A 26,026-nucleotide genomic window follows, 5' to 3' on the forward strand; every position below is an offset into this window, starting at 1 on the left:
AATCGAACTGATGCGCACCGTCGGGGGGCGAACAGACCGGGTGGTGGTCGTCGGCGCCGGGTTGTCCGGCCTGTCGGCCGCCCTGCAGCTGGCCGGCCGCGGGCGTGCGGTCACGGTCGTGGAGCGGGAGACCTTCCCCGGCGGCCGTATGGGCCGGCTCGACATCGACGGCTACCGGCTCGACACCGGGCCCACCGTGCTCACCATGCCCGACATCATCGAAGAAGCGTTCGCCGCGGTGGGCGTCTCGATGGCCGACCGCCTCGAGCTGCACCGGGTGGATCCGGCCTACCGGGCGTCGTTCGCCGACGGCACCGGGCTGCACGTGCACACCGACGCCGCCGCGATGGCCGGGGAGATCGAGGCGTTCGCGGGCCGGCAGGCCGCGGACGGCTACCTGCAGCTGCGTGACTGGCTGACCCGCCTGTACGAGGCCGAGTTCAACGGGTTCATCAATGCCAACTTCGACTCCCCGCTGTCGCTGCTCACCCCGCAGCTGGCCAGGCTGGCCGCGCTGGGCGGATTCCGGCGCTGGGACAAGGTGGTGCGGCGGTTCATCACCGACGAACGGCTGCGCCGCATCTTCACCTTCCAGGCGCTGTATGCCGGTGTGCCGCCCCACAAGGCGCTCGCGGCGTACGCGGTGATCGCCTACATGGACACCGTGGCCGGGGTGTACTTCCCGCGCGGCGGTATGCGGGCGGTGCCCGACGCGCTGGCCGGTGCGGCCGCCGACGCCGGTGTCGAATTTCGTTACGGCGCACCGGTTTCAGAGCTGGAACGGGACGCGGACGGTCGGGTCTCGGCGGTGCGCACCGCCACCGGCGAACGGCTGCCCGCCGACGCCGTCGTCCTGACCACCGAGCTGCCCACCACCTACCGGCTGCTCGGCCGCACGCCGCGCCGCCTGCTGCGGCTGCGCCCGGCGCCCTCGGCGGTGGTGGCGCACGTGGGCTGCGCGGCCGGTGAGGCGCAGGCGGACCACCACACGATCCTGTTCGGCGGCGCCTGGGAGCAGACGTTCACCGACATCATCGACGACGGTCGCGTGATGACTGATCCGTCGCTGCTGGTGACCCGCCCCACCGCGGGTGACCCGACGCTCGCCCCCACCGGCCGCGATCTGCTCTTCGTGCTGGCGCCCACCCCGAATCTGGCTGTCGGACAGGTGGACTGGGCGTCGACGCGGGACTCCTACGTCGAGCAGATGCTGGCCACGGTGCGTCGGCGGATGCCCGGGCTCGGCGGCGATTTCTCGCTGCTGCACGTGGTGGCCCCCGAGGACTGGGCGCGTCAGGACATGGCGGCGGGCACCCCGTTCGCGCTCGCGCACACCTTCGCCCAGACCGGGCCGTTCCGCCCGGCCAACACGATCCGCGGGGTCGACAACGTGGTGCTGGCCGGGTCCTCGACGGTGCCCGGCGTCGGCGTGCCGACCGCGCTGCTCTCGGGGCGACTGGCCGCCGACCGAATCACCGGGACGGTCACCGCATCGACCGGACCGGCGCGAGCGAGGAGTGGGTTGTGATCGGATCCGAACTCGACGCCGCCGGAGTACGCGACCCGGCGCTGCGCGACGCCTACCGCTGCTGCCGGGTCCTCAACGCCCAGCACGGGCGGACGTTCTTCCTGGCCACCCGGCTGCTGGCGCCCGAGCAGCGGCCCGCCGTGCACGCGCTGTACGGGTTCGCCCGCCGCGCCGACGACATCCTCGACGACCTCGGCTCGACGGCGACCGCCGGCGAGCGGGCCGACCGGTTGCACCTGCTGGCGACGCAACTGTTCGACCGGTTGGTGCAGGGCGTGCCCAGCGGGGACGATCCGGCGCTGACCGCCGTCGTGCACACCGCCCGCCGCTACGGCATCCCATGGGAGCTGTTCGACGACTTCCTGGCCTCGATGCGGATGGACCTCACCGTCACCGACTATCCGGACCGCGCCGCCATCGACCGCTACATGTACGGCTCGGCCGAGGTGATCGGCCTGCAGATGCTGCCGGTGCTGGGCACCGTCGTCCCGCGCGAGGATGCGGCGCCGTACGCGGCGGCGCTCGGGAAGGCGTTCCAGCTGACCAACTTCCTGCGCGACGTCGACGAGGACCTCGACCGCGGCCGGGTCTATCTGCCCGCCGACGAGCTGGCCGCCCACGGCGTGGACCGCGAGCTGCTGACGTGGTGCCACACGAACAAGCGCACCGAACCGCGGGTGCGCGCCGCGCTGGCCGAACAGCACGCGATCACCCGGCGGGTCTACGACTACGCGCGGCCCGGGGTGGATCTGCTGCATCCGCGGTCGCGGGCCTGCGTCGGGGCGGCGGCGGTGCTCTACTCGGAGATCCTCGACCGCATCGAGGACATCGGGTTCGACATCTTCAACCAGCGCGCCACGGTCGGCAACGGTCGCCGGCTGCAGGTGGCCGGTGCGGGACTGCTGCGGGCCTGGCGGGCGCGGCTGGCGCACCCCACCCGAGGTTGAGCGGAGGAACCCCGTCGTCGTGGATGAGTTCCAGTACCTGATCGTGCTGGCCGCATGCCTGGCGATCACCGCGCCGCTCGAGTTGTTCGGCGCCGGGGTGTACCGGCGGGCGTCGCGGACGGCGGGTGCGGTGCTCCCGGTGGCCGCGGTGTTCGTCGGGTGGGACCTGATCGCGATCGCCGCGGACGTGTGGAGTTACCACCCCCGGTTCGTCACCGGCATCGGCTTCCCCGGAGTGCCGGTCGAGGAACTGCTGTTCTTCATCGTCATCCCGCTGTGCGGTCTGCTCACCTACAACGCCGTCGACACGCTGCTGCGGTTCGCCCGGCGGCAGCGCACCCGCGCGGAGCAGGCGACATGATCGGCCTCGGGTACACGCTGCCGGCGATCGTCGCGGTGATCGCGGTGGTGGTGTGGGAGCTGACCATGCTGCGCACCGGCCTGTTCCGGCGGCCGGCCTACTGGATCTCGATGGTGATCGTGCTCGGGTTCCAGATTCCGGTGGACGGCTGGCTGACCAAACTCAGCGCACCGATCGTCATCTACAACGAGGAGCACACCAGTGGTATCCGTTTCCCGTGGGACATCCCCGTCGAGGACTTCGTGTTCGGATTCGCGCTCGTGACGGGGGTGCTGCTGCTGTGGGAACGGCAGCGCCCCCGGACGGAGGCCACCGATGTCTGACCGGCTCTCCCGCGCGCGCGTGCCCGCCGCCTTCGACGTCGGGGCGGCCGCCTACGACAAGCTCGTCGGCGCCAATCCCGGGTACCACGACCATCTCCGGCTCAGCGCGCAGCGGATGAACCTGCCCGGCGGCGGCCGCGGTCTGCGCCTGCTCGACGCGGGCTGCGGGACCGGGTTGTCGACCGCGGCGCTGCTGGAAGTCGCCCCCCACGCGGAGATCGTGGCGGTCGACGCATCGGCGGGCATGCTGGCCGAGGCCGAAGCCAAACCTTGGCCGGGGTCGGTGCGGTTCGTCCACAGCAAGATCGAGGACATCGCGGCGGCCGGGGTGACCGGACCGTTCGACGGCATCTTCGCCGCGTACCTGCTGCGCAATCTCGACGATCCCGACGCCCAGCTGCGGGAGTTCCGCGCGCTGTTGCGACCGGGCGCGCCTTTGACGGTGCACGAGTACTCGGTGCGGGATTCGGTGCGCGCCAGGGTGACCTGGAACGCGGTGTGCTGGTCGATCATCATCCCGGCCGGCCGGCTGCGCACCGGTGACGCCTCGCTCTACACCTATCTGCGCCGCAGCGTGCTGGACTTCGACGGTGCGGCGGCGTTCCGGGAGCGGTTGGGGCGCCACGGCTTCACCGACGTCGGCAGCGCCACGGTGCCGGGGTGGCAGCGCGACATCGTGCACACGTTCACCGCCACGGCGCCGGCACGATGAGAGACCCCCGCCGCGTCGTGCACCCGGCACCGACCGGGCTGCCGGACGCCGCGCGGCTGCCGAGGCGCCCGCGCGCGGTGGTGGTCGGCGCGGGCATCGCCGGGCTGACCGCCGCCACGGGCCTGGTTGAACGCGGCGTCGAGGTCGACGTCGTCGAACGCGAGCCGTACCTTGGTGGGCGGGTCGGCGGCTGGGCCGAGCACCTCGACGACGGCACCCCGGCGGCGATGAACCGCGGCTTCCACGCGTTCTTCCGCCAGTACTACAACCTGCGGAAGCTGTTGCGCCGCATCGACGCCGATCTGTCGATGCTCACCCCGGTCGAGGATTACCCGCTGATCGACGGGCAGGGCCGGCGCGACACGTTCCGCGGACTGCCGCAGACGCCGCCGTTCAACGCGGTCGCGTTCGCGCTGCGCAGCCCCACCTTCCGGCTGCGCGACCTGGCGCGGATCAACGCCCGCGCCGCCGCCCCGCTGGCCACGGTGTCGGTGCCCGACATCTACGACCGACTCGACCACGTGGACGCCGAGGCGTTCCTGCGCGACATCAACTTCCCCGAAGCCGCCCGGCACCTGGCGTTCGAGGTGTTCTCCCGCAGCTTCTTCGCCCTGCCGCCGGAGCTGTCGGCCGCCGAACTGGCCACGATGTTCCACATCTACTTCCTCGGCTCCAGCGAGGGCCTGGTGTTCGACGTCGCGAACGACAACTTCGATGCGGCGCTGTGGAATCCGCTGCGCACTCACCTGCAGGCCCAGGGTGTCCGGTTCCACACCGGCGAATCGGTCACCGCCCTCGAGCCAGGCTTCACCGTGCACTGTGCCTCCGGGACGGCGTTGCCCGCCGACGGGGTGGTGCTGGCGGCCGACGTCGCGGGTCTGCGTGAGATCCTGTCGCGCTCAACGCGTCTGGGCGACGAGCAGTGGCGGGCGGTGATCGACGGACTGGGCATCGCGCCGCCGTTCCTGGTGCAGCGGCTGTGGCTGGACCGTCCGGTGGCCGCCGACCGGCCGGCGTTCCTCGGCACCGGCGGCTTGCCGCCGCTGGACAACGTCAGCGTGCTGGAACGCTACGAACGCCAGGCCGCCGAGTGGGCGCGGCGCACCGGCGGATCGGTTGTCGAACTGCACTCGTACGCGGTCACCGGAACCGGCGAGGATCTGCCGGAGCGGCTGCTGGCCCGGCTGCACGAGATCTTCCCCGAGACCGCGGACGCGACGGTCGTCGCCGAACGTCTGCTGTTGCGGCAGGACTGCCCGCGCTTCGCGCCGGGCGACTTCACCCGCCGTCCCACCGTGGACACCCCCGTCGACGGGCTCGCACTGGCCGGGGACGGCATCCGCATCGACCTGCCGGTGGCGCTGATGGAACGCGCCGCGACGACCGGGTGGGCGGCAGCCAACCGGCTACTCGGCCACTTCGGCATCGCGGGACACACGCTGACCACGGTGCCGACCACCGGCCGTTCCGCAACGCTGCGGCGACTGGCCCAGCGAGGAAGGCAACTCACCCCATGAGCGTGCTCGCCGACATCAAGGCCAAGTGGGCGAAAACGTCCCCTTTCCAGCTGCTTCCGCACATCGACTGGGCCGATCAGCGGCCCACCTACGCCGATGCCAAACCGGCCCTGATCAACGATGCGCTGGCCCGGTCGCAGGCCCGCCCCAGCGGCAACTGGTACCCGTTCGCCGCCAGCGACACCATCCGCGGCAAGCCCGTCGGGACCTCGGTGGGCGGGGTGGAGCTCGTCGCCTGGCGCGGCACCGCCGGTGAGCTGCACGTCGGGCCCGCGAGCTGTCCGCACCTGGGCGCCGACCTGTCCACCGGCACCGTGGACTGCGGGGCGCTGATCTGCCCGTGGCACGGGCTCAAGCTCTCCGGGGACCGCCGCGAGTTCGGCTGGAAGCCCTACCCGTCGCATGACGACGGGGTGCTCGCCTGGGTGCGGCTGGACCGCGTCGGCGGTGAGGAACCGACCGCGGCGCCGATCATCCCGCCGCGCCCGGAGGGGCCCGTGCTCTCGGCGGTCACCCGGCTGGTCGGGGTGTGCGAACCGGCGGACGTCATCGCCAACCGGCTCGATCCGTGGCACGGCGCGTGGTTCCACCCGTACTCGTTCGCCCGACTCGAGGTGCTCAGCGCACCGCCGTCCGGGGAGATCGCCGAGGCCGACGACCGCTTCCTGGTGGCGGTGACGTTCCACATCGGCCGCTTCGGCGTGCCGGTGATCGCGGAGTTCACCGCACCGGAACCGCGCACGATCGTGATGCGGATCGTCGACGGCGAGGGCACGGGCAGCGTGGTCGAGACCCACGCGACCCCGGTCCGGCCCGGCGTGGACGGACGACCCCGCACCGCGGTGATCGAGGCCGTGGTGGCGCATTCGGACCGGCCGAACTTCGGCTACAGCCGCAAGGTGGCGCCGCTCATCACGCCGTTGATGCGCCACGCCGCCACCCGGCTGTGGCGCGACGACCTGGAGTACGCCGAGCGCCGCTACGCCGTGCGCACCCGCTAGACGACGGTGATGTCGGCCTTGTCGGGGTAGAACGCGACGTGGCCGGCAATCGCCGCGACCGCGGGATAGGGCTCGCGGTACGTCCACACCGCGTCCTCGACCGTCTGCCCGTCCGCGGTGACGTGGTAGTAGCCGGCATCGCCCTTGAACGGGCAGTACGTCGCGGTGTCACTGGGCCGCAACACCTTTTCGGCGACGTCGCGCAGCGGGATGTACTGCACGGCGGGGTACTTCGCTTCCTGCAGCGTCAGCGCGTCGTCGGTCTCGGCGACGACCACGCCGTGGACGCGCACGGTGACGTGCCGGCCCGTCGGGGTGACGGTGATCGGGTGGGCTGCCGACGGTTCGAGCACGGGGCGACCGGTCATCACGGACCTCCTGACGTTGACGCTCTTCCACCAGCCCAACACAATCCGCCCCGCCTTTCTTCCGTTTCGCACTAGCATCGACCGCCACGACACCCCGGGATGACGCTTCCGCGCAGGCCGCCGTCGACGTCGCCGCCGGGACGTGTCGGACCCTGGGCGCATGCTCGTCGCAACGGCGACGACAGGAGGGCCCATGTGCTGGCGATGCGATCACCCGGAGGCCACGCTCGAGGAGTACCTCGACCTGCTCTACGAGCAGATCCTCGAGAACGGCTGGACGATGCTGTACATCGAAGCCACGCCGACGCCGTTCGCGTACACGCTGGGCCTTCACGAATGCGGACTGCCCGAGCTCCTCGTCACCGCGGTGTGTCCGCACTGCGCCACGCGCATGCTGAACCACGTGGCGTCGGTCCTCATCCGGGAGGACGCGCCGCCGGCGGGCCGCCGCATGACGTTGCCGGACGGGCAGCTGGTCGAGTTCGTCGAGGTGAGTCAGCCCGACGCGCACCTTGGCACGGCCGTCAACATGTTCGGCCGCGAGGTGCGGGCGCTGCAGGTGGTGTGGGCCGACGCGAACGGCCGGTGGCCATGGTCCCCGCTGTTCAATCCCGGCGGTGACCGCCAGCCGGTTCTCGGCATGCGCGCCATCACGAGCAAGCGCCGTCGTTGAGTATGTACTCAGAGCGCGGATTCGGGCGTTCTCGCGATCTGGACGCAAAGTGAACCAAAAGGGCGCCCCGCGTGCGGGGCGCCCTTGGTATGTGGGTGGTGTCAGCGGGTGGTGACGTGGACGACGCGGTCGTCATTGTCATAGCGCACCGACACGATGCTGGAGTCATCCAGCGACTTGGTCATGCCCTGCTGGGTGACCCGCACCTCGTAGCCACGATCGTCGAGCGAGCTGATGGTGTCGGCGGCGTTGCCCGGGCCGGCGGGGGCGGCGGCGGCCGGGGCGGCCAGGCCCAGGAAGGCGGCGGTGGTGGCGCCGGCGAACAGGGTGGCGATTCCGAACTTGGTCATGTCCCTTACCTCTTCTGCGTCTCTCGGTCGGGAGGTGTTCCTGGCCGGTCTGATCTGCACAACCGGCAGGTCAGCGGCATTCATCCCGCTGGCAGTGATTGACCGACGCGTGGCAGGAACTGCACGCCGAGACTGCTCACAGATCGCAGTTTCCGCCGTTTTCGTGATCTCACCGCAGTCTCGGTGAGGGGTGTCGAGGGCGCAGCTGTCAGAACGCGTAGCGGTGGAACTGCGCCATCGTGCGCAGCCCGGGCAGCCGGTTCATCGCCGCGGCCATCATCCGGTAGCCGGCGGGCAGGACCCGGAAGGAGTCGGAGTCGAAGACCGGCACCCACGCCAGCAGCCGCGTGCCCGGCACCGCGTGGAGGATGTCGGCCGGCCCGTCGATGCCCCAGTGCAGCGTCGCCCCGGCCCGCCGCACCACGGTGTTGGTCCACTGGGTTCGGATGCCGAGCCGGTTGAACGCGTCGAATTGCAGTTCCCCGCTGGAGAATCGGGTCACCAGGCGGCGCAGCAACGCCAGGCCGTCGGCCTCGGTGAGGTACATCGTCAGCCCCTCACCGAGCACCAGCGTCGGCCGGTCGGCCGGCACCTCGGACAGCCAGCCGGGCTCGGTGACCGACGCGCCGACGGTGTGCAGCTGCGGACGCGCCGGATAGAACCGTGACCGCAACGCCACCACCTCGGGATAGTCGACGTCGAACCACTGCACGCCCGGTCCCGGTGTCACCCGGAAGTAGCGGCTGTCCAGTCCGCAGCCCAGGTGCACCACCACCGCCTCGGGGTGCACGGCGAGGAACTGCCGCGTCCACCGGTCGAAATGCGCGGCGCGCAGCGTCACCGACGGGGCATTGCGCGCGGTGATCGTGGTCGCCGCCCAGTCGTGGTCGATGCCGGCGACGATGCGGCGCGCCCAGTGGTCGTGCAGCACCGAGTCGACCGCGTCCGCATCGAGGGCATGCGCGTACAGGGTCGCCAGCATCGTCGCGGGCGCCCCGCGCAGGTCCACGCGGGTCCGGCCGGTCATGGGCTACGCCTGAGACTTACTCGCTCGCTTGGCATTTCGCAACGATACCCAGAACTGCGCGGCCTCGCGGATCGACTCCTCGACCGGTCGCGGTTGCCAGCCCAGTTCGCGCACCGCCTTGCCGTGGTCGAGTTCGGCTTCGGCGCGCATCAACCGCAGCGATTCCAGCGACAGCCGTTCGTCGGTGCCGCGCAGCCTCGCCTTGGCGCTGCCCATGGCGGCCAGCGCGTAGGACACCGGCAGCGGCAGCGACCTGGCCGGCGGCGCGACCCCGGCGGCCTCGGCGGCGATGCGGGCCACCTCGGCATTGCTGATCATCTTCTCCGAGATCAGGTACCGCTCACCGATGCGGCCGTGCTCGGCGGCCAGCACCATCGCCCTGGCGGCATCGTCGACGCCGACCGCCTCCAGCTCGATCCCGCTCATCACGAACGGCAGCTTGCCGAACGCGGCTCCGGCGATGATCGCGCCGTGTGGCGTGCGGCCCCAGTCGCCGCTGCCGTATGTGGTGGACACGCACATCGCCACGGCGGGCAGGCCGCGTTCGCGGGCGTAGCGCAGCACCAGCTGCTCACCCTCCACCCGGGACCGGACGTAGGGGGTGACGCGTCGGACGTCGACGGCGTCGTCCTCGGTGGCGCGGCGGCCGCGGCGCCGGCCGACCGTGACGTAACTGCTGGTGAACACGAACCGGTGCAGGTCGGCGTCCACTGCCACGTCGAGCACGTTGCGGGTGCCGTCGACGTTGGTCCGGAACAGCGGTGCGGGGTCGCGCAGCCAGCCGCGGGCGTCGACCACGCAGTAGTACACGTCGTCGCACCCGGCCATCGCCTCGCGCAGCGTGTCGGTGTCCCAGATGTCGCCGGTGAACCGGTGCACGGACAGATCGTCGATACCGACGGTCTTGGCGGTCGGCCGGACCATCACCCGGACGTCGTGTCCGGCGGCGGCGAGCTGGCGGGTGACGTGCGAGCCGAGGAACCCGTTGGCGCCGATGACGAGTTTCGGCGCCGCGCTCATCTCCCGCCTCCGTACTGCCGCCACCACGCCTCGGCCTCGTCGGTGAGGGTGCCGAGCTCTCGGGCCTTGCGGCACCACTTCACCGCGGCCGACACGAACCGCAGCGGGTTGTAGACGTCCTCTTGCCGGCACCACAGCCCGTCGCCGGCGTAAGTGACGATCGAGAGGTTGGTGGCGCTGATGACGGTGCCGTCGCCGGGGTCGCGCATCGGGTTGTCGAGTTCGCAGATCACCCGGCCGGTCGGCTCGTCGATCACCGTCCACAACGACGGGAACGAGGTCATGTAGCTGCCGGGGAAGCTGCCCATCGTCTTGCGGATCCACGCTCGCACCTCGTCGCGGCCACGCATGGTGCCCGCCACGTGCTCGACGTAGACGACGTCGTCTGTGTAGTGCTCGACCCAGGTGTCCCAGTCCCGGGTCTGGGCGGCGCGGTCGACGGTGGCCTCGAAGGTCTCGAACGCCGCCGCGAGCTCCGCGCGGGTGAAGCGCGATGTGGTGCTCGTCACCTGTAGAACTAGAACACGTTCTACCCGCCTTTGTCGAGGGCGCACGGGCGCCGAACAGGGATGATCGGAGGCGGGCCTACCGTTGTAGGTGGTGCACACGAGGAGGTCATGTGGCACAGGAGTACAACAGGAACCCCGCCGCGATCGAGGCGCTCTCGCCCGAGCAGTACCACGTCACGCAGCAGGACGGCACCGAGCGGCCGTTCACCGGTGAGTACTGGGACAACCACGAACCGGGTATCTACGTGGACGTGGTGTCCGGCGAACCGCTGTTCGCGTCGGTGCACAAGTTCGAAAGCGGCAGCGGGTGGCCGAGTTTCACCCGGCCGCTGGAGCCGGGGCACGTCAGGGAGAAGCGCGACTTCAGCCACCTGATGTTGCGCACCGAGGTCCGCTCCGCCCACGGTGACAGCCACCTGGGCCACGTCTTCACCGACGGCCCCCGGGCCGAGGGCGGGCTGCGGTACTGCATCAACTCGGCGGCGCTGCGGTTCGTCCATCTCGACGATCTCGAGGCGCAAGGATATGGGCAGTACACGACGTTGTTCGAGACCAGCAAGGAGGACGCGTGACCAACACGCAGAAGGCGATCCTGGCGGGCGGCTGCTTCTGGGGCATGCAGGATCTGATCCGCAAGCAGCCAGGAGTGGTGTCCACCCGGGTCGGCTACACCGGCGGCCAGAACGCCAACGCCACCTACCGCAACCATCCCGGCCACGCCGAGGCGATCGAGATCACCTACGACCCGGCGCAGACCGACTACCGGGCGCTGCTCGAGTTCTTCTTCCAGATCCATGATCCGACGACGAAGAACCGTCAGGGCAACGACGTCGGGACCAGTTACCGCTCGGCGATCTTCTACCTCGACGAGGAGCAGAAGCGCATCGCGCTCGACACCATCGCCGACGTGGACGCTTCCGGCCTGTGGCCGGGCAAGGTGGTCACCGAGGTGACCCCGGCCAGCGACTTCTGGGAGGCCGAGCCGGAGCACCAGGACTACCTGGAGCGGATGCCGTGGGGCTACACCTGCCACTTCCCGCGGCCGGACTGGAAGCTGCCCAAGCGGGCCCAGGTCTGATCTGATCACCGCCGAGCAGGCTCCCGCACCGGGGGCCTGCTCGCGCGTTCGGAGGCGCGCCGTGCCCCGTCATCCCCGAGGATGAAGGGCATGACTGACACCGAGTCCGGCAAGGTCTCCATCGTCGGGGTGGGCAGTGTCGGGGCCGCGATCGCGTACGCCTGCCTGATCCGCGGCTCGGCCGGGTCGCTGGCGCTCCACGACACCAACACCGCGAAGGTCCGCGCCGAGGTGCTCGACCTGGCCCACGCAGCCAGTTCGTGCCGCCGTGTCGGGCCAGAGCCGGCTGGAACTGGCCGCCGCCAACGTCGCGATGGCGCGCACGCTGACCCCAACAGCTCGACGAGCAGTCGCCGGACGCCGTGATCGTGTTCGTGACCAATCCGGTCGACGTCGTCACCCACGCCGCCGCCACCGTGCTCGACGCCCCGCCCGGCCGGGTGTTCGGGTCCGGAACGGTGTTGGACTCCAGTCGCTTCCGCTTCCTGGTCGCCCAGCGCGCCGGCGTCGACGTCGGCAACGTCCACGGCGTCATCATCGGCGAACACGGCGACTCGGAACTGCCGGTGTGGTCGAGCGTCACGATCGGCGGGATGCCCGCCGACCGGCGATCAGCACCGCGTGCTGCCGGTGTCGACGCTGCAGCGCGGCGCGCACGGCATCAGCGACGTGTGTCTTTCGCTGCCGACCGTGGTGGCGGCAGGTGGCGCGGGACAGGTACTCGAGATACCGCTCGCGCCGGCCGAACTCGCGGGGCTGCAGGCGTCGGCGGACCGACTACGGCAGGTGCAGGAGTCGTTCGCCGGGTAGCAGTCAGGGGGTGAGGGGCTGAGCCCGTCGGCGCAGGACCACCCGGCCGCCGTCCTTCGGCGTGTAGGCGACGCCCCGGGAGTGCACCTTCTCGCCCGGCGCCGTCGTCGTCTCGATCTCGAAGTGCCGCAGCACCGTCCGCAGCACGATGTCCATCTCCACGTTCGCGAACACCGCGCCGACGCAGCGCCGGGTGCCGCCGCCGAAGGGGACGTGCGCGGTGGGCGACGGCCGCGACCCGACGAACCGCTCCGGGGAGAACCGTTCGGGATCGGCGTAATCCTCGGCGTGCTCGTGGATTTCGGCCAGCCCCACGACGATCGAGTAGCCGCGCGGGATCACCCATTCGCCGAGCTGGAACGTGGGCGCATAGACGTGACGACCGGCGAAGTCGATCACGGTGCGGTTGCGCTGCACCTCGAGGATCGTCGCCTGTCGGTAGCTGTTGTCATCGGTCGCGGCCTCGGCGACGAGCCGGTCCAGGACGTCGGCGTGTCTGCTGATCCGCTCGAATGCCCACGCCAGCGTGGACGCCGTCGTCTCGTGGCCGGCGGCCAGCAGCGTGAGCAGCTCGTCGCCGATCTCCTGACGGGTCATCTCGGTGCCGTCCTCGTAGGTGCTGCGCAGCAGCAGGGCCAGGACGTCGTCGCGTTCGTCGAAGCGGGGGTCGGCCTTCACCTCGTCGATGAGCCGGTCGATCACCGCGTCGTACTGCGCGCGGTAGTCGGCGAGCCGGCCCCACGGCGTCCACCGGCCGAAATTCCTGGAAGGAGAGGGGATCACGGCGAGCCGCGACCCCAGCGTGACCCACGGTGGAATGATCCGCCGCAGTTCGTCGAGCTTCTCGCCCTCTGCCCCGAACACCGCCCGCAGGATCGCGTTGAGCGTGATTCGCATCATCGGTTCGAGCGTTTCGAACAACTGCCCCTGGGGCCAGTCGGCGGATTCGCGGAGCGTCTCCTCCTCGAACACCTTCTCGTAGTTCTTCACGCTCTTGCCGTGAAAGGGCGGGGTCAGCAGCCGGCGCCGCCTGCGGTGCTCGGTGCCGTCGAGCGCGAACACCGACCCCGGCCCCAGCACGCGGCTCAGATTGGGCTGGATGTTGCCCACCTCGTCGGTGGGCGCCAGGAACAACTGCTTGGCCAGCTGTGGATCGGCGATCATGACGGTCCGGCCGAACATCGGGATGTTGAGCTGGAACGCTCCTCCGTAGCGGCGGGCCAGCCAGGCGACGAGCTGGCGCCGCGCGAGCGCATAGGCCACGCCCTGCACCGGCATGGGCAGCCTGAGGGCGGGCGGCAGGTGTACTTCACGCGGGGTGGCGGTCGGAACTTCGGCGACGGTCGTCTCGCTCATGACACTCCCAGATCGTTGGTACAGCGGTGTACCAGGGCCTTCCGGTACGGTACCGCGCAGTACCACGATGGCGCAAGGGTGGACGGAGAATCGATGACGGCAACCGAGGCAGCCGGTACGGCGCCGGATCCGTTCCGCGCCCGCCTGCTCGACGGGCTCGCGGCCTCGATCGCCGAGCGTGGCTACCGCGAGACCACGGTCGCCGACGTGGTGCGCCACGCCCGCACCTCCAAGCGCACGTTCTACGGGCACTTCCCCACCAAGGAGGACTGTCTCGTCGAGCTGCTGCGGGTCAACAACGACACACTGCTCGACCGCATCCGCACCGCGGTCGACCCGCACGCCGCGCCGCAGCAGCAGATCCGGCAGGCCGTCGGCGCCTACGTCGACCACATCGTGGCCCGGCCGGGTGTCACGTTGAGCTGGATCCGCGAACTGCCGGGGCTGGGCGCCGAGGGCGCCCCGCTGCATCGCTGGGCGATGGGGCGGCTGTCCGACCTGCTGGTCGAGCTCACTGCGAACCCGGGGTTCCGCGCCGCCGGGTCGGGCCAGGTCGACCGCTCGCTGGCCGTCGTGCTGGTCGGCGGTCTGCGCGAACTCACCGCGCTGTTCGTCGAGGACGGCCGTGATCTGCGCGGGATCTTCGAACCGGCCGTGGCGGCGTCCGCGGCGTTGCTCGGCGCGTCAGCTCAGCAGTAGCCGGGCCGACCGCTCCAGCCGCTGGGTCATGTCGTCATAGGACGAGTAGCCCATCCCGGCCCACACCAGCGCGCCCACGTACAGCAGCTCCAGCGATTCGATGACGTCGAAGTCGACCGGGGCACCCAGCGCGGCCACCAGCCGGTCCCGCACGTCGCGGCCGATGCGTTGCCGCAGCACCTCGACATCGGGATCCTTGCCCAGCAGCGCATTGGTCACCGCGCCGGCGAAATCCGGCTCGTCGGCCACCAACTTCGCGATGTGCCGGAGCACCTCGATCACCCGGGTCGCCGGGTCGTCGGAATCGTGGGTGGCCGGCGGTGCGGCGGCCAGCCGCCGCCAGAACACCTCGGCGACGAGATGCTCTTTGGAGGAGAAGTAGGTGTACGCGGTCGCCGCGCCCACCCCGGCCTCGGCGGCCACCCGCCGCACGGTCAGCCCGGCGAAACCCTCACGTCCGAGGATGTCGACCGCGGCACGTCCCAGCCGGTCGACGGTGTCGGCCTGTTTGGCGGTCAGACGGCGCCGAGTCGACTCCAGACTCGGATCGGACACATGTCTGGACGCTACTACAACGCCGCAGGGCCAGCAACGGTTAGGTTGGGGAACATGAGCCCGACCGAGACCGACCTCCCACCCCGCGCGGCGCAGCTGTTCGCCCTCGCCGAGCAGGCCACCGGCTTCATGCCGGCCGACGAGGGCCGCGCCCTCTACGACGTCGCGGTGCGCTACCTCGGTGAGGGGGTGGGCGTCGAGATCGGTACGTATTGCGGCAAATCCACGCTACTGCTGGGCGCCGCCGCCCACCAGACGGGCGGGCTGGTGTACACCGTCGACCACCACCACGGCTCCGAGGAGCACCAGCCCGGCTGGGAGTACCACGACACCACCATGGTGGACCCCGTCACCGGCCGGTTCGACACGCTGCCCACCATGCGGCACACCCTTGATGGCGCCGACCTCGAGGACCACGTGGTCGCGATCGTCGGCCGCTCGCCGGTGGTGGCGCGCGGCTGGCGGACACCGCTGACACTGCTGTTCATCGACGGCGGCCACACCGAGGAGGCCGCCCAGCGCGACTTCGACGGCTGGGCGAAGTGGGTGGACCTCGGCGGTGCGCTGGTCATCCACGACGTCTTCCCCGACCCCGCAGACGGCGGCCAGGCGCCGTTCCACATCTACCGGCGGGCGCTGGACTGCGGCGACTTCCGCGAGGTCGGTGTGACCGGCTCCATGCGCGTGCTCGAGCGGATCGCGGGGACGGTCGGCCAGCTGGGTTAATCAGGGGCGCAAGGGAATTCACCCGCGCACTGCGCGAGGCCGTCATACCACGCCGTCCTCGGTTACCATCGCGGGCAGACGCCGTCCGAAAGGATCTCCATGCTGCACGCCGGGGACGTGATGACCCGTCCCGTGGTGACGGTCCGACCCTCGACACCACTGCACGAGGTGGGCGCACTGCTCGCCGACTACGGCTACGCCGGGCTTCCGGTGGTCGACGGTGAGGGGGTGCTGGTCGGCTTCGTGACGTCCGGCGACATCCTGCGCGCCGATCGCACCCGCGACCACACCGCGGGCGCGGTGATGACGGCTCCCGCGGTGGCCGCCGAGGTGTCCTCGGACCTCGAGGCGGTCAGCCGGTTGCTGATCCGCCGGGGCGTGCGCAGCGTGCCGGTGGTCGACGACGACGGCCGCGTGAGCGGTGTGCTCAGCCGCGGAGATCTGCTGCGGCTCAACGAAAGCAGTGACTACGTCGTGGCGGCGGGTGTGCAGAAGGCGTTGGACGGCTACACCGGAAGCCGCCGGTGGATCGCCGCGGTCCGCGACGGTGACGTCACCGTGGCCGGCTTCTTCGATGACGACGAAGAGCGCCACATGGCCACGGCACTGGCGCGGATGGTGCCCGGCGCCCGAGCCGTGCGTATCGGCGCCGCACCGGTTCCGCGCGCGTGATCGCAAAGTCGCCCGACCGGCCGTCGCGGGCGCTGGTGACGGGCTGGTTCAGTTTCTTCCACGGTGAGGCGACCGCGGGCGACCTCCTGTCCGGCGACACCATCCGAAAGTGGTTGAGCGAAGCGGAGATACCGCACGACACCGCGATGTCACCGGTGCTCGGCGGGCCGGCGTTGGACGACATCGATCCGTCACGCTACAGCCATCTGCTGTTCGTCTGCGGCCCGGCGGCCGGTTGGCAGGTCGAAGACCTGCTCGCGCGCTTCGCGCACTGCACGAAGATTGCGGTGGGCGTATCGGCCGTCGCCTCCACCCCGCCCGGCTTCGATGTCCTGCTCACCCGGGACGGGCCCACGGGTGACCGACCGGATCTCTCACTGGCCGCCGACCCGCCCGCCCTGCCGCCGCGGGTGGCAGTGGTGCGGGCGCACCGGCAGAACGAGTATCCCGACGGCCGGCACGACCACGCGCATGCACTGATCGACCAGGCGCTGTGGGATTTGCACGTCGCGGTCACCGAACACGACACCCGCGTGGATCCGCGCAATCTCGTCGGCCGGCGCGCCGTCGACGTCGAGGCGGTACTCGCCGGCGTCAACGCGGTGGTCACCACTCGCATGCACGGGCTGGTCCTCGCGCTGCGGCACGGAGTCCCCGCCGTGGCCGTCGACCCGGTGCCCGGCGGCGCGAAGGTCAGCCGTCAGGCGGCGGTGCTGGGGTGGCCGGCCGTCCAGACCGTCGACCGTCTGACACCGGAATGGATTGCCCAACAGCTGGCGTGGGCGCTCAGCCCCGAGGCCGCCGACACCGCGCGGCTCTGTGCCGACAGGGGCCGCAAGGCCCTCGACGACGTCCGCGCGGAGTTCCTGGCCCAGCTGGGCGTGGAGGAGGCGGACCTCGGAGCGGGGTGAGGCTCCTGCATACGCCGACGCGGTCCCGATAGACGAAGTTGATTTCGTGTCTTATCATTCGTGATATGGCGATACCGAACAACCCACGATGCAGAGGGCACCGGTGACCGACGACGCGGTGGTCGTGCCGCTCTGGGGCTGGGCCGTCCTGATGGTGGCCATCGCCGCGATGCTCGCGGTGGACCTGTTCCTGCACCGCGACAACCACGTGATCGGCTTCCGCGAGGCCGCGGCCTGGTCCACCGTCTGGATCGCCGCCGGTCTCGGCTTCGGCGCCATCCTGTGGTGGTCCTACGGCGGCGAGGTCGCCGGAACCTACTACGCGGGCTACCTCATCGAGAAGGCGCTGTCCGTCGACAACGTCTTCGTGTTCGCGTTGATCTTCACCTACTTCGCCGTTCCCGAGCGTTACCAGCACCGGGTGCTGTTCCTCGGCGTCGTCGGGGCCCTGCTGTTCCGCCTGGTGTTCATCTTCGTCGGCGCCGAGCTGCTCTCGGCGTTCTACTGGACCGCCTATCTGTTCGGGGCGTTCCTGATCTACACCGCCTACAAGATGGCCTTTCAGCACGACCAGGATCTGCAGCCCGAGCACAATCTCCTGGTCCGGCTGGTGCGGCGGCTGGTGCCGATCGATCCGCGCTACCACGGTGATCGGCTGTTCACCCGGGTAAACGGAAAGCGCGTCGCCACACTGTTGTTCGTGGTGCTGATCGCCATCGAGGCCACCGACCTGATCTTCGCCATCGACTCCGTGGCCGCCGTCCTGGCCATCACCACGAGCACGTTCATCGTCTGGACGGCGAACGCCTTCGCCGTCCTCGGCCTGCGCAGCCTGTACTTCTGCCTGGCCGGTCTGCTCCGACGGTTCACCCATCTGCATTACGGACTGGCGGTGCTGTTGGCGTTCGCGGGGGTCAAGTTGATCCTGTCCGAAACGCCGGTCGGCAAACTGCCCATCCCGTTGACCCTGTCGGTCATCGTGCTGACGCTGACGGTATCGATCGTCTGGAGCCTGGCGGTCACGCGCCGACAGGACGACGCCGCGCAGTCCGGGTCGCCGCGGGAGTAAGAGCGAAGACGAATACGTGAATCGGGCAGTATGATGATCCACCGATGGTCGCCGCGAAGAAGACTCCGACGGAGCGCCGTACGCGCCAGGGCAGTGCCGCCGCCGCGGCAACCGGCAGCGGCGCCCGCGGCTGGACGTTCCTGACCAACCACGCGCATGTCCTGCTGTGCCTGGCGCAGGGAGATTCCCTGACCGCGCGCGAACTGAGCCTGCGGGTCGGGATCACCGAGCGTGCGGTGCAGGCCATCCTCGCCGACCTGATCGCCGACGGCTACCTGACCAAGTCGAAGGTCGGCCGGCGCAACAGCTACACCGTCAATCCCAAGGGCCGGCTTCGGCATCCGCTCGAGTCAGCGCACACGGTCGGCGAACTGATCGACGCACTGACCTAGCGTGAGGAAGCGCTCAGCGCGCGTCGTGCAGATAGCGCACGATCGATCTGCTGGTCGTTCGGAAGGCGTGCAGCAGGCCGGGCTCGAGCCGCTCGCACACGGCGTGCGTCACGCTCAACGCCGCCGCCCCCATGATCAGCAGCGCCACCACGCCGAGCAGTGGATGCAACAGCGCGGCAACCGCGGTGACGTTCAACGCGATCACTGACGTCAGCCCGGCTACCGCGACGACGGCTGCCGTCCGCAGTGACGAGTGCTTGCGTGTCAGATCCGTCATGCGCGCCACCCGCCTTCGGTGAGGATGTCGCTACCGAGTATATACGAAATGCACTTCGCGTAAAGAAGTTCGCGCGATGCCGGACGGTCAGCGCTCGCTGACCGCGCAGGCGCAGTCGAATTCGTCCTCCAGACCGCGCGGCAGGTCCGCGCCGCGGAAGATCCCGCTGCCCCGGGTGACGCCGGACAGCGCGTCGGCGGCCAGGATGACCGCCGCACCGGTCCATGTGGTCCGCTCCTCGGGCCAGCGCTTACCGTCGGCGAACACCAGTCCGGTCCAATAGGATCCGTCCTCCTCGCGGAGGTGGTGCATGGCCGCGAACTGTTGGTGGGCGCGCGCCGAGTCGCCGATCGCATCCAGCGCCATCACCAGCTCGCAGGTCTCGGCGCCGGTCACCCACGGCCGGTCGTCGACACAGCGGATGCCGAGCCCGGGCACCACGAAGTCGTCCCACCGGTCGTCGATGCGGGCGTGGGCCCGCGGACCGCGCAGCGCCCCGCACATCACCGGGTAGTACCACTCCATCGCGTGGTGGTCCTTGGGCACGAACGAGCCGGGATGCGCGACGATCGCGTGGCCCAGCTGACCCACGGCCACCTCCCACTCCGGCTGCGGGTCGCCGAGCCGCTCGGCCAGCGCCAACCCACACCGGATGCTGTGGTGGATGCTCGCACACCCGGTCAGCAGCGCCTCGGGAATCACCCCGGCTTCGCTGCGCGCCCAGGAGATCTCACCGTTGGGACGCTGCATGTCGAGCACGAAGTCGATGGCCCTGGTGACCACCGGCCACATCCGCTCGGCGAAGGCGCGGTCACCGGTGACCAGCAGGTGGTGCCACACCCCGGTGGCGACGTAGGCACAGAAGTTGCTGTCGCTGTTGGCGTCCTCGACCACGCCGTTGCGCAGCTGGATCGGCCAGGACCCGTCGGGGCGCTGGGTGTCCCGGCACCAGTCGTAGGCGGCGCGGGCGGGTTCGAGCAGGCCCGCGACGGTCAGCGCCATCGCCGACTCGACGTGGTCCCACGGGTCGGTGTGCCCGCCGGTGAACCACGGGATCGCACCCGAGGTCTCCTGCGCCGCGGCGATCGACTCGGCGGTCTGGCGGCACTGTGCCGGCGTGAAAACCCCCGCGACGCCGGGCAATTCAGGAGCGCGCAACCCGCACCTCCGGCCGGTCGCCCGCCGGCTTGTCGAAGTACAGCGCGACGCTCTTGCCGATCAGCGGGTTGAGGAGGTCCTCACCGCGACGGGTCAGCCAGGGCGCCGACATCATGTCCCACACCAGCAGCTTGTGGTAGGCCGCCACCACCGGGTGGTCGTTCTTCGATGTGCCGACCGCGCATTTGAGCCACCAGAACGGCGAGTGCAGCGCGTGCGCGTGGTGGCTGTGGCTGAGGGTCAGCCCGTGTGCGGTGACCTTGTCCCGCAGCGCATCAGCCTTGTAGATGCGGATGTGGCCGCCCTCGTTGGCGTGGTACTCGTCGGACAGCAGCCAGCAGATCCGCTCGGGCAGCCAGCGCGGCACCGTGATCGCCAGCTTGCCCCCGGGTCTGAGCACGCGAACCAGTTCGGCGATGGCCCGGTCGTCCTGCGGCACATGTTCGAGGATCTCCGAGGCGATCACGCAGTCGAAGGTGCCGTCGGCGTACGGCAGGTCCAGTGCGTCCCCCTTGACGGCTTCGCCTTTGGCCGAGGGTGGGACCTCGCCCTGCTCCTCCATCGCCCGCAGGATCGCGTCGACGTCGTTGAGGTCCTCGGCGCTCTGGTCGAAGCCGATGACGTCGGCGCCGCGACGGAACGCCTCGAAGGTGTGCCGGCCCGCACCGCATCCGACGTCGATGACCTTGGTGCCCGGTCCGACACCGAGCCGGTCGAAGTCGACGGTCAGCATGCCGCGGCCCGCTCGTACACCGAGACGGTCTGTCGCGCAACCGATTCCCAGCTGAAGACGTCGAGCGCGCGGCGCCGCCCGGCGGCCCCCAGTTTGTGCCGCTGCGCCGGAGAGTCGAGCAGTTCACCCAGTGCGCGGGTGAGGTCGTCGACGTCGCCGGGCGCGACCAGCCGGGCGCATTCGCCGTCGGCGCCCACCACCTCGGGCAGGGCGCCGGCGCGGCTGGCGACGATCGGCGTCCCGCTCGCCATCGCCTCCACCGCGGGCAGCGAAAAGCCCTCGTAGAGCGAGGGAATGCAGGCCACCTGGGCGGAGGCCAGGAGGTCGGCCAGTTCGGTGTCCGACAGCCCGTTGGAGCTGTGCACGATGTCGGAGATGCCCAGCTCGGCGATCAGTTTCTCGGTCGGGCCGTTGGGTTCGAGCTTGGAGACCAGCTGCACGTCGAGGTTGCGCTCGACGCGGAGCCGGGCGACCGCGTGCAGCAGGTGGCTGATGCCCTTGAGCGGGACGTCGGCGCTGGCGATCGCGATGATGCGGCCGTTGACGCGGTGATCGGCCGGGGTGAAGAGTTCGGTGTCGACGCCCAGCGGCACGACGTGCAACTGCTCGGGCGAGACCCCGAAGTCCTCGGCGATGTCGGTCGCCGAGGACGACGACACCGTGAGCAGCTCGGGGATCTGCCGGGCCACGTCCTTCTGCATCTCGGCGAAGCCGTACCAACGGCGCACCAGGGGTTTGCGCCACCACCGCGCGGCCGCGACGTCCACCACCTTGTCGCGGGTGATCGGGTGGTGCACGGTGGCCACCACCGGCAGCCCCAACCCGGCGATGGTCAGCAGGCCCGTGCCCAGGCTCTGGTTGTCGTGCACGACGTCGAACTCGCCGCGCCGCTCGGCGAGGATGCGCGCGACGCGCATCGTGAAGGTGCGGGGTTCGGGGAAGCCGGCCGTCCAGGTGGTCAGCAGCTCCAGCAGATCGATGCGGTCGCGGATCTCGCTGGGCCGCGGCACGCGGAACGGATCCGGTTCGCGGTACAGGTCGAGGCTGGGCACCTCGGTCAGGCGCACCCGGGGATCGAGCCCCTCGGGGTACGGCTGCCCGGAGAACACCTCGACGTCGTGGCCGAGTTCGACCAGGCCGCGGCTGAGATGGCGGACGTAGACACCCTGTCCCCCGCAGTGTGTTTTGCTGCGGTAGGACAACAACGCGATACGCATACCTAGCGGGGTCCGGGGCCGGTAGGCCGGGTCGCGCCGAACCCGTCGAATGCTGTCACGCGGAGACTCCGAACCCTCTGGACATGTGTCCAGACTATAGTTTGACGTGCTAGCCGACGCAACGCGTCCGCTCGGCTCGGACCCCGCGTCAGGGCGGCGGGAAGCCGCCGGTGGCGACCGGACCCCAGCGCGCGGGCTGCACGCGGATCAGGCACTTGCCCTGGTTGACCATCGCCTGCCGGTACTCGTCCCAGTCCGGGTGTTCGCCGGCGACGGCCCGGTAGTAGTCGACCAGCGCATCAACGGCCTCGGGCAGGTCGATCACCTCCGCGGGTCCGTCCACCTGGACGTACGGGCCGTTGAAGTCGTCGGACAGCACGGTGACGCTGGCTCGCCCGGCGCGGCGGATGTTCGCCGCCTTGGCCCGGCGTGGATAGCTGGCGATGACGATCCGGCCCGCCTCGTCGATGCCGCCGGTGACCGGCGAGCTCTGTAGCGACCCGTCGGCCCGGAACGTGGTGAGCACCATGCGGTGGCGCGGCCGCAGGAACTCGAGGAGTCCGGCGCGGTCGACGGCGTCGGCGGTCGCGTAGGTGCGGGCCATGTCCGCCACAGTAGCCGCGGCGACGTGTCGGACCCCCGGCCTAGTGTGTCGAACATGAGTTCGACACGAGATCAGATCATGGATGCGATGGACGCCGTGGACTCGGCGTCCGCGGCGCTGGCGGCCGTTCCGCTCGGCGCAGTGAGCCGGGCGGACGCCCAGGAGATGCTGACCCGGCTGGACCGCTACCGGGCCCAGTTGCGCGAGGTCGACCGGCGCCTGCTGGGCCGGTTGGTCGCGTCGGGCACGCCGGCGCAGTTCGGGGCGCGGTCGTGGGCGGAGGTGCTGGCCCGCCGGCTGCGCATCTCTCCCGCGGAGGCGCAGCGACGGATCGCCGAGGCGGTCACGGGGGATCCGTCTGCCGCTTGAGCACCCAGGCGGGGATCCAGTGGGTCACCGATCGGCGCTGCGCGCCGTAGGCGATGTCGTAGGTCACCAGCCCCCACCAATAGCCCTGCTCGCACACGCCCCAGCAGGTCAACCGCCCTTCGACGACGGAGTTCATCTGCAGCCCGGCCGGGTTGTAGCCGCCCCGGCGGTGCGGCTCGCGCGGGAACAGCACCGCCAGGTCGACCAGGACGGCGGCGGGCGGGTCGACGCGGCGGAACGCCGGCGCTACCGGCTGTCCGTTGTAGCCGATCGACTGCATCTCGCCCACGGTTCGATCATACGTTCGAACCACGGGCGCCGGTCAGCCGATCCGCGGTGACATACAGGTGGTTTGGTGACGCGCGTCACTGGCTATCCGATCGCTCGATGAGCTTCGACATCACGCCCACGGTCGCGCAACACGACCTGGCGCGGCGTACCCATGACTTCGCCGAGCGGTGCATCCGCCCGGTGGCACTGGAGTACGACCAGCGCCAGGAGTTCCCGTGGCCGGTGCTCGAAGAGGCCGCCCAGCAGGGTTTCTACAGCCCGCTGTTCTACCGCGACCTGATCGGCGATCCGACCGGGCTGTCGCTGCCCATGTTCATGGAAGAGCTGTTCTGGGGCTGCGCCGGCATCGGGCTGGCGATCGTCATGCCCGCGCTGGCGCTGTCGGCGATCGGCCAGGCGGCCTCACCGGAACAGATGCTGCAGTGGGCGCCGGAGTGCTTCGGCACCCCGGGTGACCTCAAGCTCGCGGCGCTGGCCATCTCCGAACCGGAGGGCGGCAGCGATGTGCGCAATCTGCGCACCACGGCACGCCGCGATGGCGATGACTGGATCATCGACGGCCACAAGATGTGGATCGGCAACGGTGGCATCGCCAACGTGCACGTCGTCAACGCGGTGGTCGATCAGGAACTCGGCCACAAGGGCCAGGCGCTGTTCGTGGTGCCCGGCGGCACGCCCGGCCTGGAGCTCGTGCGCAAGCTCGACAAGATGGGCTGCCGGGCGTCGCACACCGCGGAACTGAAGTTCAACGGCGTCCGCATCCCGGGCGAGAACCTGCTCGGTGGGCACGAGAAGCTCGAGCACAAGCTCGCGAAGGCGCGGGAGGCGGTCGAGGGTGGCAGCAAGTCGGGCTCGGCCACCCTGGGCGCGTTCGAACAGACCCGGCCCATGGTGGCCGCGCAGGCGCTCGGCATCGCCAGGGCCGCACTGGAGTACATGACCGAGTACGCCAACCGCCGCGAGGCGTTCGGCGCGCCGATCATCGACAACCAGGGCATCTCGTTCCCGATCGCCGATCTGGCCACCCAGCTCGACGGCGCCCGCCTGCTCACCTGGCGGGCGTCCTGGATGGCCGCCACCGGCGTGCCGTTCGAGCGCGGCGAGGGGTCCATGTCCAAGCTGGCGGCCAGCGAACTGGCGGTCAAGGCCACCGAACGCGCCATCCAGACCATGGGCGGGTGGGGTTACATCACCGATCATCCGGTGGAGAAGTGGTACCGCGACGCCAAGCTGTACACGATCTTCGAGGGCACCAGCGAGATCCAGCGGATGGTGATCGCGCGCGCCCTGGGCGCCGCGGACGGCGCACCGCCCCTGCACGTCGAGCTCGAACCGTCCGGCGGACCGCTCAACCGGTACTTCGGCCGCGGCACCCCGCTGCGCGGCCGCGCCGCCGACGCCGCGCTCTCGGCCAAGGACCGGGTACCGCCGTCGGTGATGCGATTGGCCATGAAAGTGCTTCAGCCGCCGCGTAAGTGAGAGCGCCGTTTGACACGACGGTGCGTGGGCATGCCGTCAGACAGCGACGATTTCTCGAGGAGGACGCATGCGCGCAGTGACATGGCAGGGCCGCCGGAACGTCTCCGTGGACAACGTGCCGGATCCGGCCATCAAGGAGCCGACCGACGCGATCATCAAGGTCACCAGCACCAACATCTGCGGATCGGATCTGCATCTGTACGAGGTGCTCGGTGCGTTCATGAGTCCCGGCGACATCATCGGGCACGAGGCGATGGGCGTCGTCGAAGAGACCGGCGCAGCGGTGGGCGACCTCAAAGTGGGCGACCGGGTGGTGATCCCGTTCAACATCTCCTGCGGCAGCTGCTTCATGTGCGAGCACAACCTCCAGTCGCAGTGCGAGACGACGCAGAACCGCGACCAGGGCACCGGAGCGTCGCTGTTCGGCTACTCCAAGCTCTACGGCGAGGTGGCCGGCGGCCAGGCCGAGTACCTGCGGGTGCCGCAGGCCCAGTACACCCACATCAAGGTGCCGGATGACGGCCCCGACGAGCGCTACGTGTACCTCTCCGATGTGCTGCCGACGGCGTGGCAGGCCGTCGAGTACGCCGACGTCCCGTCCGGCGGGACCCTGGTGGTGCTGGGCCTGGGGCCGATCGGGGCGATGGCCTGCCGCATCGCCGCGCACCGCGGCGACTGCCGCGTCATCGGGGTGGACCTGGTGCGCGAGCGTATCGAGAAGGCAAGGCCGTACTGCGCCGACGTCATCGATCTGAGCAACACCGACGTCGACGACGTGGTGAAGGGTCTGACCGACGGCCGCGGCGCCGACTCGGTGATCGACGCGGTCGGCATGGAGGCGCACGGCTCACCGGTCGCCGAGGCGATGCAGACCGCGGCCGGCTTCCTGCCCTCGCCGGTGGGCCGCGTGGTCATGAAGCAGGCCGGCGTCGACCGGCTGGCCGCGCTGAATTCGGCGATCTCGCTGGTCCGCCGGGGCGGCACGATCTCGCTGTCCGGTGTGTACGGCGGGGCCGCCGATCCGATCAACATGATGACGCTGTTCGACAAGCAGGTCACACTGCGCATGGGACAGGCCAACGTCAAGCGCTGGGTGCCCGACATCATGCCGCTGCTCACCGACGGCGACCCGTTGGGCGTGGAGGACTTCGCGACGCATCGGCTACCCCTGGCCGAGGCGCCGGGCGCCTACGAGACGTTCCAGAAGAAGCAGGACGGCATGATCAAGGTCGTTCTCACGCCCTGACCGAGAACGTAGGTATAGCGCGCGCCGGTGTGGGGTACCTCACCGGCG

At 70.2% G+C, this 26,026-nt stretch carries 32 protein-coding genes and 1 pseudogene; 20 read left to right on the forward strand and 13 right to left on the reverse strand.

All coding sequences use genetic code 11. From position 1 onward, the window contains the following. The first annotated feature begins 10 nt into the window (after positions 1-10). Genes crtI through E4P42_RS19720 form a run of 7 tightly spaced genes read left to right on the forward strand, consistent with a single transcriptional unit; the run spans position 11 to position 6,389 of the window. A complete protein-coding gene (gene crtI, locus E4P42_RS19690; RefSeq protein WP_135127758.1) occupies positions 11-1,528 on the forward strand; it encodes a phytoene desaturase family protein in 1,518 nt (505 codons plus the stop codon). Next, complete coding sequence (locus tag E4P42_RS19695; protein ID WP_135127759.1) at positions 1,525-2,475, forward strand: phytoene/squalene synthase family protein; 951 nt, start codon at positions 1,525-1,527, stop codon at positions 2,473-2,475. The genes crtI and E4P42_RS19695 overlap by 4 nt, the downstream gene beginning before the upstream one ends. Positions 2,476-2,494: 19 nt before the next feature. Continuing rightward, positions 2,495-2,836, forward strand: a complete 342-nt coding sequence (locus tag E4P42_RS19700) for a lycopene cyclase domain-containing protein (RefSeq protein ID WP_135127760.1) — start codon at positions 2,495-2,497, stop codon at positions 2,834-2,836. Further along, complete coding sequence (locus E4P42_RS19705; protein WP_135127761.1) at positions 2,833-3,159, forward strand: lycopene cyclase domain-containing protein; 327 nt, start codon at positions 2,833-2,835, stop codon at positions 3,157-3,159. The genes E4P42_RS19700 and E4P42_RS19705 overlap by 4 nt, the downstream gene beginning before the upstream one ends. Next, entirely contained in the window at positions 3,152-3,871 is a 720-nt protein-coding gene (locus E4P42_RS19710; protein ID WP_135127762.1) for a class I SAM-dependent methyltransferase, read from the forward strand. The genes E4P42_RS19705 and E4P42_RS19710 overlap by 8 nt, the downstream gene beginning before the upstream one ends. After that, positions 3,868-5,388 (forward strand): FAD-dependent oxidoreductase, encoded by a 1,521-nt coding sequence (locus tag E4P42_RS19715; protein ID WP_135127763.1) that lies wholly within the window; start codon positions 3,868-3,870, stop codon positions 5,386-5,388. The genes E4P42_RS19710 and E4P42_RS19715 overlap by 4 nt, the downstream gene beginning before the upstream one ends. Continuing rightward, positions 5,385-6,389 (forward strand): DUF5914 domain-containing protein, encoded by a 1,005-nt coding sequence (locus E4P42_RS19720; protein ID WP_135127764.1) that lies wholly within the window; start codon positions 5,385-5,387, stop codon positions 6,387-6,389. The genes E4P42_RS19715 and E4P42_RS19720 overlap by 4 nt, the downstream gene beginning before the upstream one ends. On the opposite strand, the gene E4P42_RS19725 is transcribed toward E4P42_RS19720, so the two are convergent. Next, on the reverse strand, positions 6,386-6,757 hold the full coding sequence (locus E4P42_RS19725) for a DUF427 domain-containing protein (protein WP_135127765.1): 372 nt from the start codon (positions 6,755-6,757) through the stop codon (positions 6,386-6,388). The genes E4P42_RS19720 and E4P42_RS19725 overlap by 4 nt on opposite strands. Positions 6,758-6,950: 193 nt before the next feature. On the opposite strand from E4P42_RS19725, the gene E4P42_RS19730 reads away from it, so the two are divergent. After that, positions 6,951-7,430 (forward strand): DUF4262 domain-containing protein, encoded by a 480-nt coding sequence (locus E4P42_RS19730; RefSeq protein ID WP_209305823.1) that lies wholly within the window; start codon positions 6,951-6,953, stop codon positions 7,428-7,430. 101 nt (positions 7,431-7,531) lie between these two features. Here E4P42_RS19730 and E4P42_RS19735 read toward each other — a convergent pair whose 3' ends face one another. The 4 genes from E4P42_RS19735 to E4P42_RS19750 form a co-directional block, all read right to left on the reverse strand. Then, a complete protein-coding gene (locus E4P42_RS19735) occupies positions 7,532-7,780 on the reverse strand; it encodes a hypothetical protein (RefSeq protein WP_135127767.1) in 249 nt (82 codons plus the stop codon). Positions 7,781-7,988: 208 nt separating this feature from the next. After that, complete coding sequence (locus E4P42_RS19740; protein WP_135127768.1) at positions 7,989-8,807, reverse strand: class I SAM-dependent methyltransferase; 819 nt, start codon at positions 8,805-8,807, stop codon at positions 7,989-7,991. A 3-nt stretch (positions 8,808-8,810) separates the two neighbouring features. Beyond that, on the reverse strand, positions 8,811-9,827 hold the full coding sequence (locus tag E4P42_RS19745; protein WP_135127769.1) for an NAD-dependent epimerase/dehydratase family protein: 1,017 nt from the start codon (positions 9,825-9,827) through the stop codon (positions 8,811-8,813). Next, positions 9,824-10,336 (reverse strand): nuclear transport factor 2 family protein, encoded by a 513-nt coding sequence (locus E4P42_RS19750; RefSeq protein ID WP_135127770.1) that lies wholly within the window; start codon positions 10,334-10,336, stop codon positions 9,824-9,826. Before E4P42_RS19750 ends, E4P42_RS19745 begins: the two co-directional genes overlap by 4 nt. A 110-nt stretch (positions 10,337-10,446) precedes the next feature. Between E4P42_RS19750 and msrB the strand changes: the two genes are divergently transcribed. The 3 genes and pseudogenes from msrB to E4P42_RS19765 all read left to right on the forward strand — a co-directional run bounded on the left by msrB (position 10,447) and on the right by E4P42_RS19765 (position 12,224). Then, positions 10,447-10,908, forward strand: a complete 462-nt coding sequence (msrB, locus tag E4P42_RS19755) for a peptide-methionine (R)-S-oxide reductase MsrB (protein WP_135127771.1) — start codon at positions 10,447-10,449, stop codon at positions 10,906-10,908. After that, the gene (gene msrA / locus E4P42_RS19760; protein ID WP_135127772.1) at positions 10,905-11,414 is read left to right on the forward strand and encodes a peptide-methionine (S)-S-oxide reductase MsrA; all 510 of its coding nucleotides are present in this window, start codon (positions 10,905-10,907) and stop codon (positions 11,412-11,414) included. The genes msrB and msrA overlap by 4 nt, the downstream gene beginning before the upstream one ends. Before the next feature lie 81 nt (positions 11,415-11,495). Next, a pseudogene (locus E4P42_RS19765) lies at positions 11,496-12,224 on the forward strand (L-lactate dehydrogenase). 3 nt (positions 12,225-12,227) lie between these two features. On the opposite strand, the gene E4P42_RS19770 reads toward E4P42_RS19765, so the two are convergent. After that, complete coding sequence (locus E4P42_RS19770; RefSeq protein WP_135127773.1) at positions 12,228-13,580, reverse strand: cytochrome P450; 1,353 nt, start codon at positions 13,578-13,580, stop codon at positions 12,228-12,230. 93 nt (positions 13,581-13,673) lie between these two features. On the opposite strand from E4P42_RS19770, the gene E4P42_RS19775 reads away from it, so the two are divergent. After that, a complete protein-coding gene (locus E4P42_RS19775; RefSeq protein WP_135127774.1) occupies positions 13,674-14,279 on the forward strand; it encodes a TetR/AcrR family transcriptional regulator in 606 nt (201 codons plus the stop codon). On the opposite strand, the gene E4P42_RS19780 is transcribed toward E4P42_RS19775, so the two are convergent. Then, on the reverse strand, positions 14,265-14,834 hold the full coding sequence (locus E4P42_RS19780) for a TetR/AcrR family transcriptional regulator (protein WP_135127775.1): 570 nt from the start codon (positions 14,832-14,834) through the stop codon (positions 14,265-14,267). The genes E4P42_RS19775 and E4P42_RS19780 overlap by 15 nt on opposite strands. A 54-nt stretch (positions 14,835-14,888) precedes the next feature. Between E4P42_RS19780 and E4P42_RS19785 the strand changes: the two genes are divergently transcribed. The 5 genes from E4P42_RS19785 to E4P42_RS19805 all read left to right on the forward strand — a co-directional run bounded on the left by E4P42_RS19785 (position 14,889) and on the right by E4P42_RS19805 (position 18,604). Then, complete coding sequence (locus tag E4P42_RS19785; RefSeq protein WP_135127776.1) at positions 14,889-15,560, forward strand: class I SAM-dependent methyltransferase; 672 nt, start codon at positions 14,889-14,891, stop codon at positions 15,558-15,560. Between the two features lie 99 nt (positions 15,561-15,659). After that, positions 15,660-16,232, forward strand: coding sequence for an HPP family protein (locus E4P42_RS19790; protein WP_135127777.1), 573 nt, complete (start codon positions 15,660-15,662; stop codon positions 16,230-16,232). Continuing rightward, positions 16,229-17,143: a polysaccharide pyruvyl transferase family protein gene (locus tag E4P42_RS19795; protein WP_135127778.1), complete on the forward strand. Its 915-nt coding sequence runs from the start codon at positions 16,229-16,231 to the stop codon at positions 17,141-17,143. The genes E4P42_RS19790 and E4P42_RS19795 overlap by 4 nt, the downstream gene beginning before the upstream one ends. 88 nt (positions 17,144-17,231) lie before the next feature. Next, positions 17,232-18,212: a TerC family protein gene (locus tag E4P42_RS19800; RefSeq protein ID WP_135127779.1), complete on the forward strand. Its 981-nt coding sequence runs from the start codon at positions 17,232-17,234 to the stop codon at positions 18,210-18,212. A gap of 44 nt (positions 18,213-18,256) precedes the next feature. After that, complete coding sequence (locus E4P42_RS19805; RefSeq protein ID WP_135127780.1) at positions 18,257-18,604, forward strand: winged helix-turn-helix domain-containing protein; 348 nt, start codon at positions 18,257-18,259, stop codon at positions 18,602-18,604. Positions 18,605-18,617: 13 nt separating this feature from the next. On the opposite strand, the gene E4P42_RS19810 is transcribed toward E4P42_RS19805, so the two are convergent. The 5 genes from E4P42_RS19810 to E4P42_RS19830 form a co-directional block, all read right to left on the reverse strand. After that, entirely contained in the window at positions 18,618-18,881 is a 264-nt protein-coding gene (locus E4P42_RS19810) for a hypothetical protein (RefSeq protein ID WP_135127781.1), read from the reverse strand. Between the two features lie 87 nt (positions 18,882-18,968). Continuing rightward, positions 18,969-20,039: a prenyltransferase gene (locus E4P42_RS19815; RefSeq protein ID WP_135127782.1), complete on the reverse strand. Its 1,071-nt coding sequence runs from the start codon at positions 20,037-20,039 to the stop codon at positions 18,969-18,971. After that, positions 20,026-20,772 (reverse strand): class I SAM-dependent methyltransferase, encoded by a 747-nt coding sequence (locus E4P42_RS19820; protein ID WP_135127783.1) that lies wholly within the window; start codon positions 20,770-20,772, stop codon positions 20,026-20,028. The genes E4P42_RS19815 and E4P42_RS19820 overlap by 14 nt, the downstream gene beginning before the upstream one ends. Continuing rightward, positions 20,766-21,989 (reverse strand): glycosyltransferase family 4 protein, encoded by a 1,224-nt coding sequence (locus tag E4P42_RS19825; RefSeq protein WP_135127784.1) that lies wholly within the window; start codon positions 21,987-21,989, stop codon positions 20,766-20,768. The genes E4P42_RS19820 and E4P42_RS19825 overlap by 7 nt, the downstream gene beginning before the upstream one ends. A 148-nt stretch (positions 21,990-22,137) precedes the next feature. Then, the gene (locus E4P42_RS19830) at positions 22,138-22,593 is read right to left on the reverse strand and encodes a PPOX class F420-dependent oxidoreductase (protein ID WP_135127785.1); all 456 of its coding nucleotides are present in this window, start codon (positions 22,591-22,593) and stop codon (positions 22,138-22,140) included. 54 nt (positions 22,594-22,647) lie between these two features. On the opposite strand from E4P42_RS19830, the gene E4P42_RS19835 reads away from it, so the two are divergent. Continuing rightward, complete coding sequence (locus E4P42_RS19835) at positions 22,648-22,962, forward strand: DUF222 domain-containing protein (RefSeq protein ID WP_135127786.1); 315 nt, start codon at positions 22,648-22,650, stop codon at positions 22,960-22,962. On the opposite strand, the gene E4P42_RS19840 is transcribed toward E4P42_RS19835, so the two are convergent. Continuing rightward, entirely contained in the window at positions 22,937-23,251 is a 315-nt protein-coding gene (locus tag E4P42_RS19840; protein ID WP_135127787.1) for a hypothetical protein, read from the reverse strand. The two genes, E4P42_RS19835 and E4P42_RS19840, sit on opposite strands and share 26 nt — an antisense overlap. Before the next feature lie 98 nt (positions 23,252-23,349). Between E4P42_RS19840 and E4P42_RS19845 the strand changes: the two genes are divergently transcribed. Continuing rightward, positions 23,350-24,732 (forward strand): acyl-CoA dehydrogenase family protein, encoded by a 1,383-nt coding sequence (locus E4P42_RS19845; protein WP_135127788.1) that lies wholly within the window; start codon positions 23,350-23,352, stop codon positions 24,730-24,732. A 67-nt stretch (positions 24,733-24,799) separates the two neighbouring features. Then, entirely contained in the window at positions 24,800-25,978 is a 1,179-nt protein-coding gene (locus E4P42_RS19850; protein ID WP_135127789.1) for a zinc-dependent alcohol dehydrogenase, read from the forward strand. Positions 25,979-26,026: the final 48 nt, after the last annotated feature.

The organism is Mycobacterium sp. PS03-16, from assembly GCF_004570325.1.
Classification (GTDB): Bacteria; Actinomycetota; Actinomycetes; order Mycobacteriales; family Mycobacteriaceae; genus Mycobacterium.

Coding starts and splice junctions, on each gene's coding strand:
- E4P42_RS19825 (WP_135127784.1), bottom strand. CDS start 21,989: ATGCGTATCGCGTTGTTGTCCTACCGCAGCAAAACACACTGCGGGGGA.
- E4P42_RS19785 (WP_135127776.1), top strand. CDS start 14,889: ATGAGCCCGACCGAGACCGACCTCCCACCCCGCGCGGCGCAGCTGTTC.
- E4P42_RS19730 (WP_209305823.1), top strand. CDS start 6,951: ATGTGCTGGCGATGCGATCACCCGGAGGCCACGCTCGAGGAGTACCTC.
- E4P42_RS19715 (WP_135127763.1), top strand. CDS start 3,868: ATGAGAGACCCCCGCCGCGTCGTGCACCCGGCACCGACCGGGCTGCCG.
- E4P42_RS19845 (WP_135127788.1), top strand. CDS start 23,350: ATGAGCTTCGACATCACGCCCACGGTCGCGCAACACGACCTGGCGCGG.
- E4P42_RS19850 (WP_135127789.1), top strand. CDS start 24,800: ATGCGCGCAGTGACATGGCAGGGCCGCCGGAACGTCTCCGTGGACAAC.
- E4P42_RS19740 (WP_135127768.1), bottom strand. CDS start 8,807: ATGACCGGCCGGACCCGCGTGGACCTGCGCGGGGCGCCCGCGACGATG.
- E4P42_RS19830 (WP_135127785.1), bottom strand. CDS start 22,593: ATGGCCCGCACCTACGCGACCGCCGACGCCGTCGACCGCGCCGGACTC.
- E4P42_RS19775 (WP_135127774.1), top strand. CDS start 13,674: ATGACGGCAACCGAGGCAGCCGGTACGGCGCCGGATCCGTTCCGCGCC.
- crtI (WP_135127758.1), top strand. CDS start 11: ATGCGCACCGTCGGGGGGCGAACAGACCGGGTGGTGGTCGTCGGCGCC.
- E4P42_RS19745 (WP_135127769.1), bottom strand. CDS start 9,827: ATGAGCGCGGCGCCGAAACTCGTCATCGGCGCCAACGGGTTCCTCGGC.
- E4P42_RS19805 (WP_135127780.1), top strand. CDS start 18,257: ATGGTCGCCGCGAAGAAGACTCCGACGGAGCGCCGTACGCGCCAGGGC.
- E4P42_RS19725 (WP_135127765.1), bottom strand. CDS start 6,757: ATGACCGGTCGCCCCGTGCTCGAACCGTCGGCAGCCCACCCGATCACC.
- E4P42_RS19710 (WP_135127762.1), top strand. CDS start 3,152: ATGTCTGACCGGCTCTCCCGCGCGCGCGTGCCCGCCGCCTTCGACGTC.
- E4P42_RS19800 (WP_135127779.1), top strand. CDS start 17,232: ATGCAGAGGGCACCGGTGACCGACGACGCGGTGGTCGTGCCGCTCTGG.
- E4P42_RS19820 (WP_135127783.1), bottom strand. CDS start 20,772: ATGCTGACCGTCGACTTCGACCGGCTCGGTGTCGGACCGGGCACCAAG.
- E4P42_RS19810 (WP_135127781.1), bottom strand. CDS start 18,881: ATGACGGATCTGACACGCAAGCACTCGTCACTGCGGACGGCAGCCGTC.
- E4P42_RS19705 (WP_135127761.1), top strand. CDS start 2,833: ATGATCGGCCTCGGGTACACGCTGCCGGCGATCGTCGCGGTGATCGCG.
- E4P42_RS19735 (WP_135127767.1), bottom strand. CDS start 7,780: ATGACCAAGTTCGGAATCGCCACCCTGTTCGCCGGCGCCACCACCGCC.
- E4P42_RS19790 (WP_135127777.1), top strand. CDS start 15,660: ATGCTGCACGCCGGGGACGTGATGACCCGTCCCGTGGTGACGGTCCGA.
- E4P42_RS19720 (WP_135127764.1), top strand. CDS start 5,385: ATGAGCGTGCTCGCCGACATCAAGGCCAAGTGGGCGAAAACGTCCCCT.
- E4P42_RS19835 (WP_135127786.1), top strand. CDS start 22,648: ATGAGTTCGACACGAGATCAGATCATGGATGCGATGGACGCCGTGGAC.
- E4P42_RS19770 (WP_135127773.1), bottom strand. CDS start 13,580: ATGAGCGAGACGACCGTCGCCGAAGTTCCGACCGCCACCCCGCGTGAA.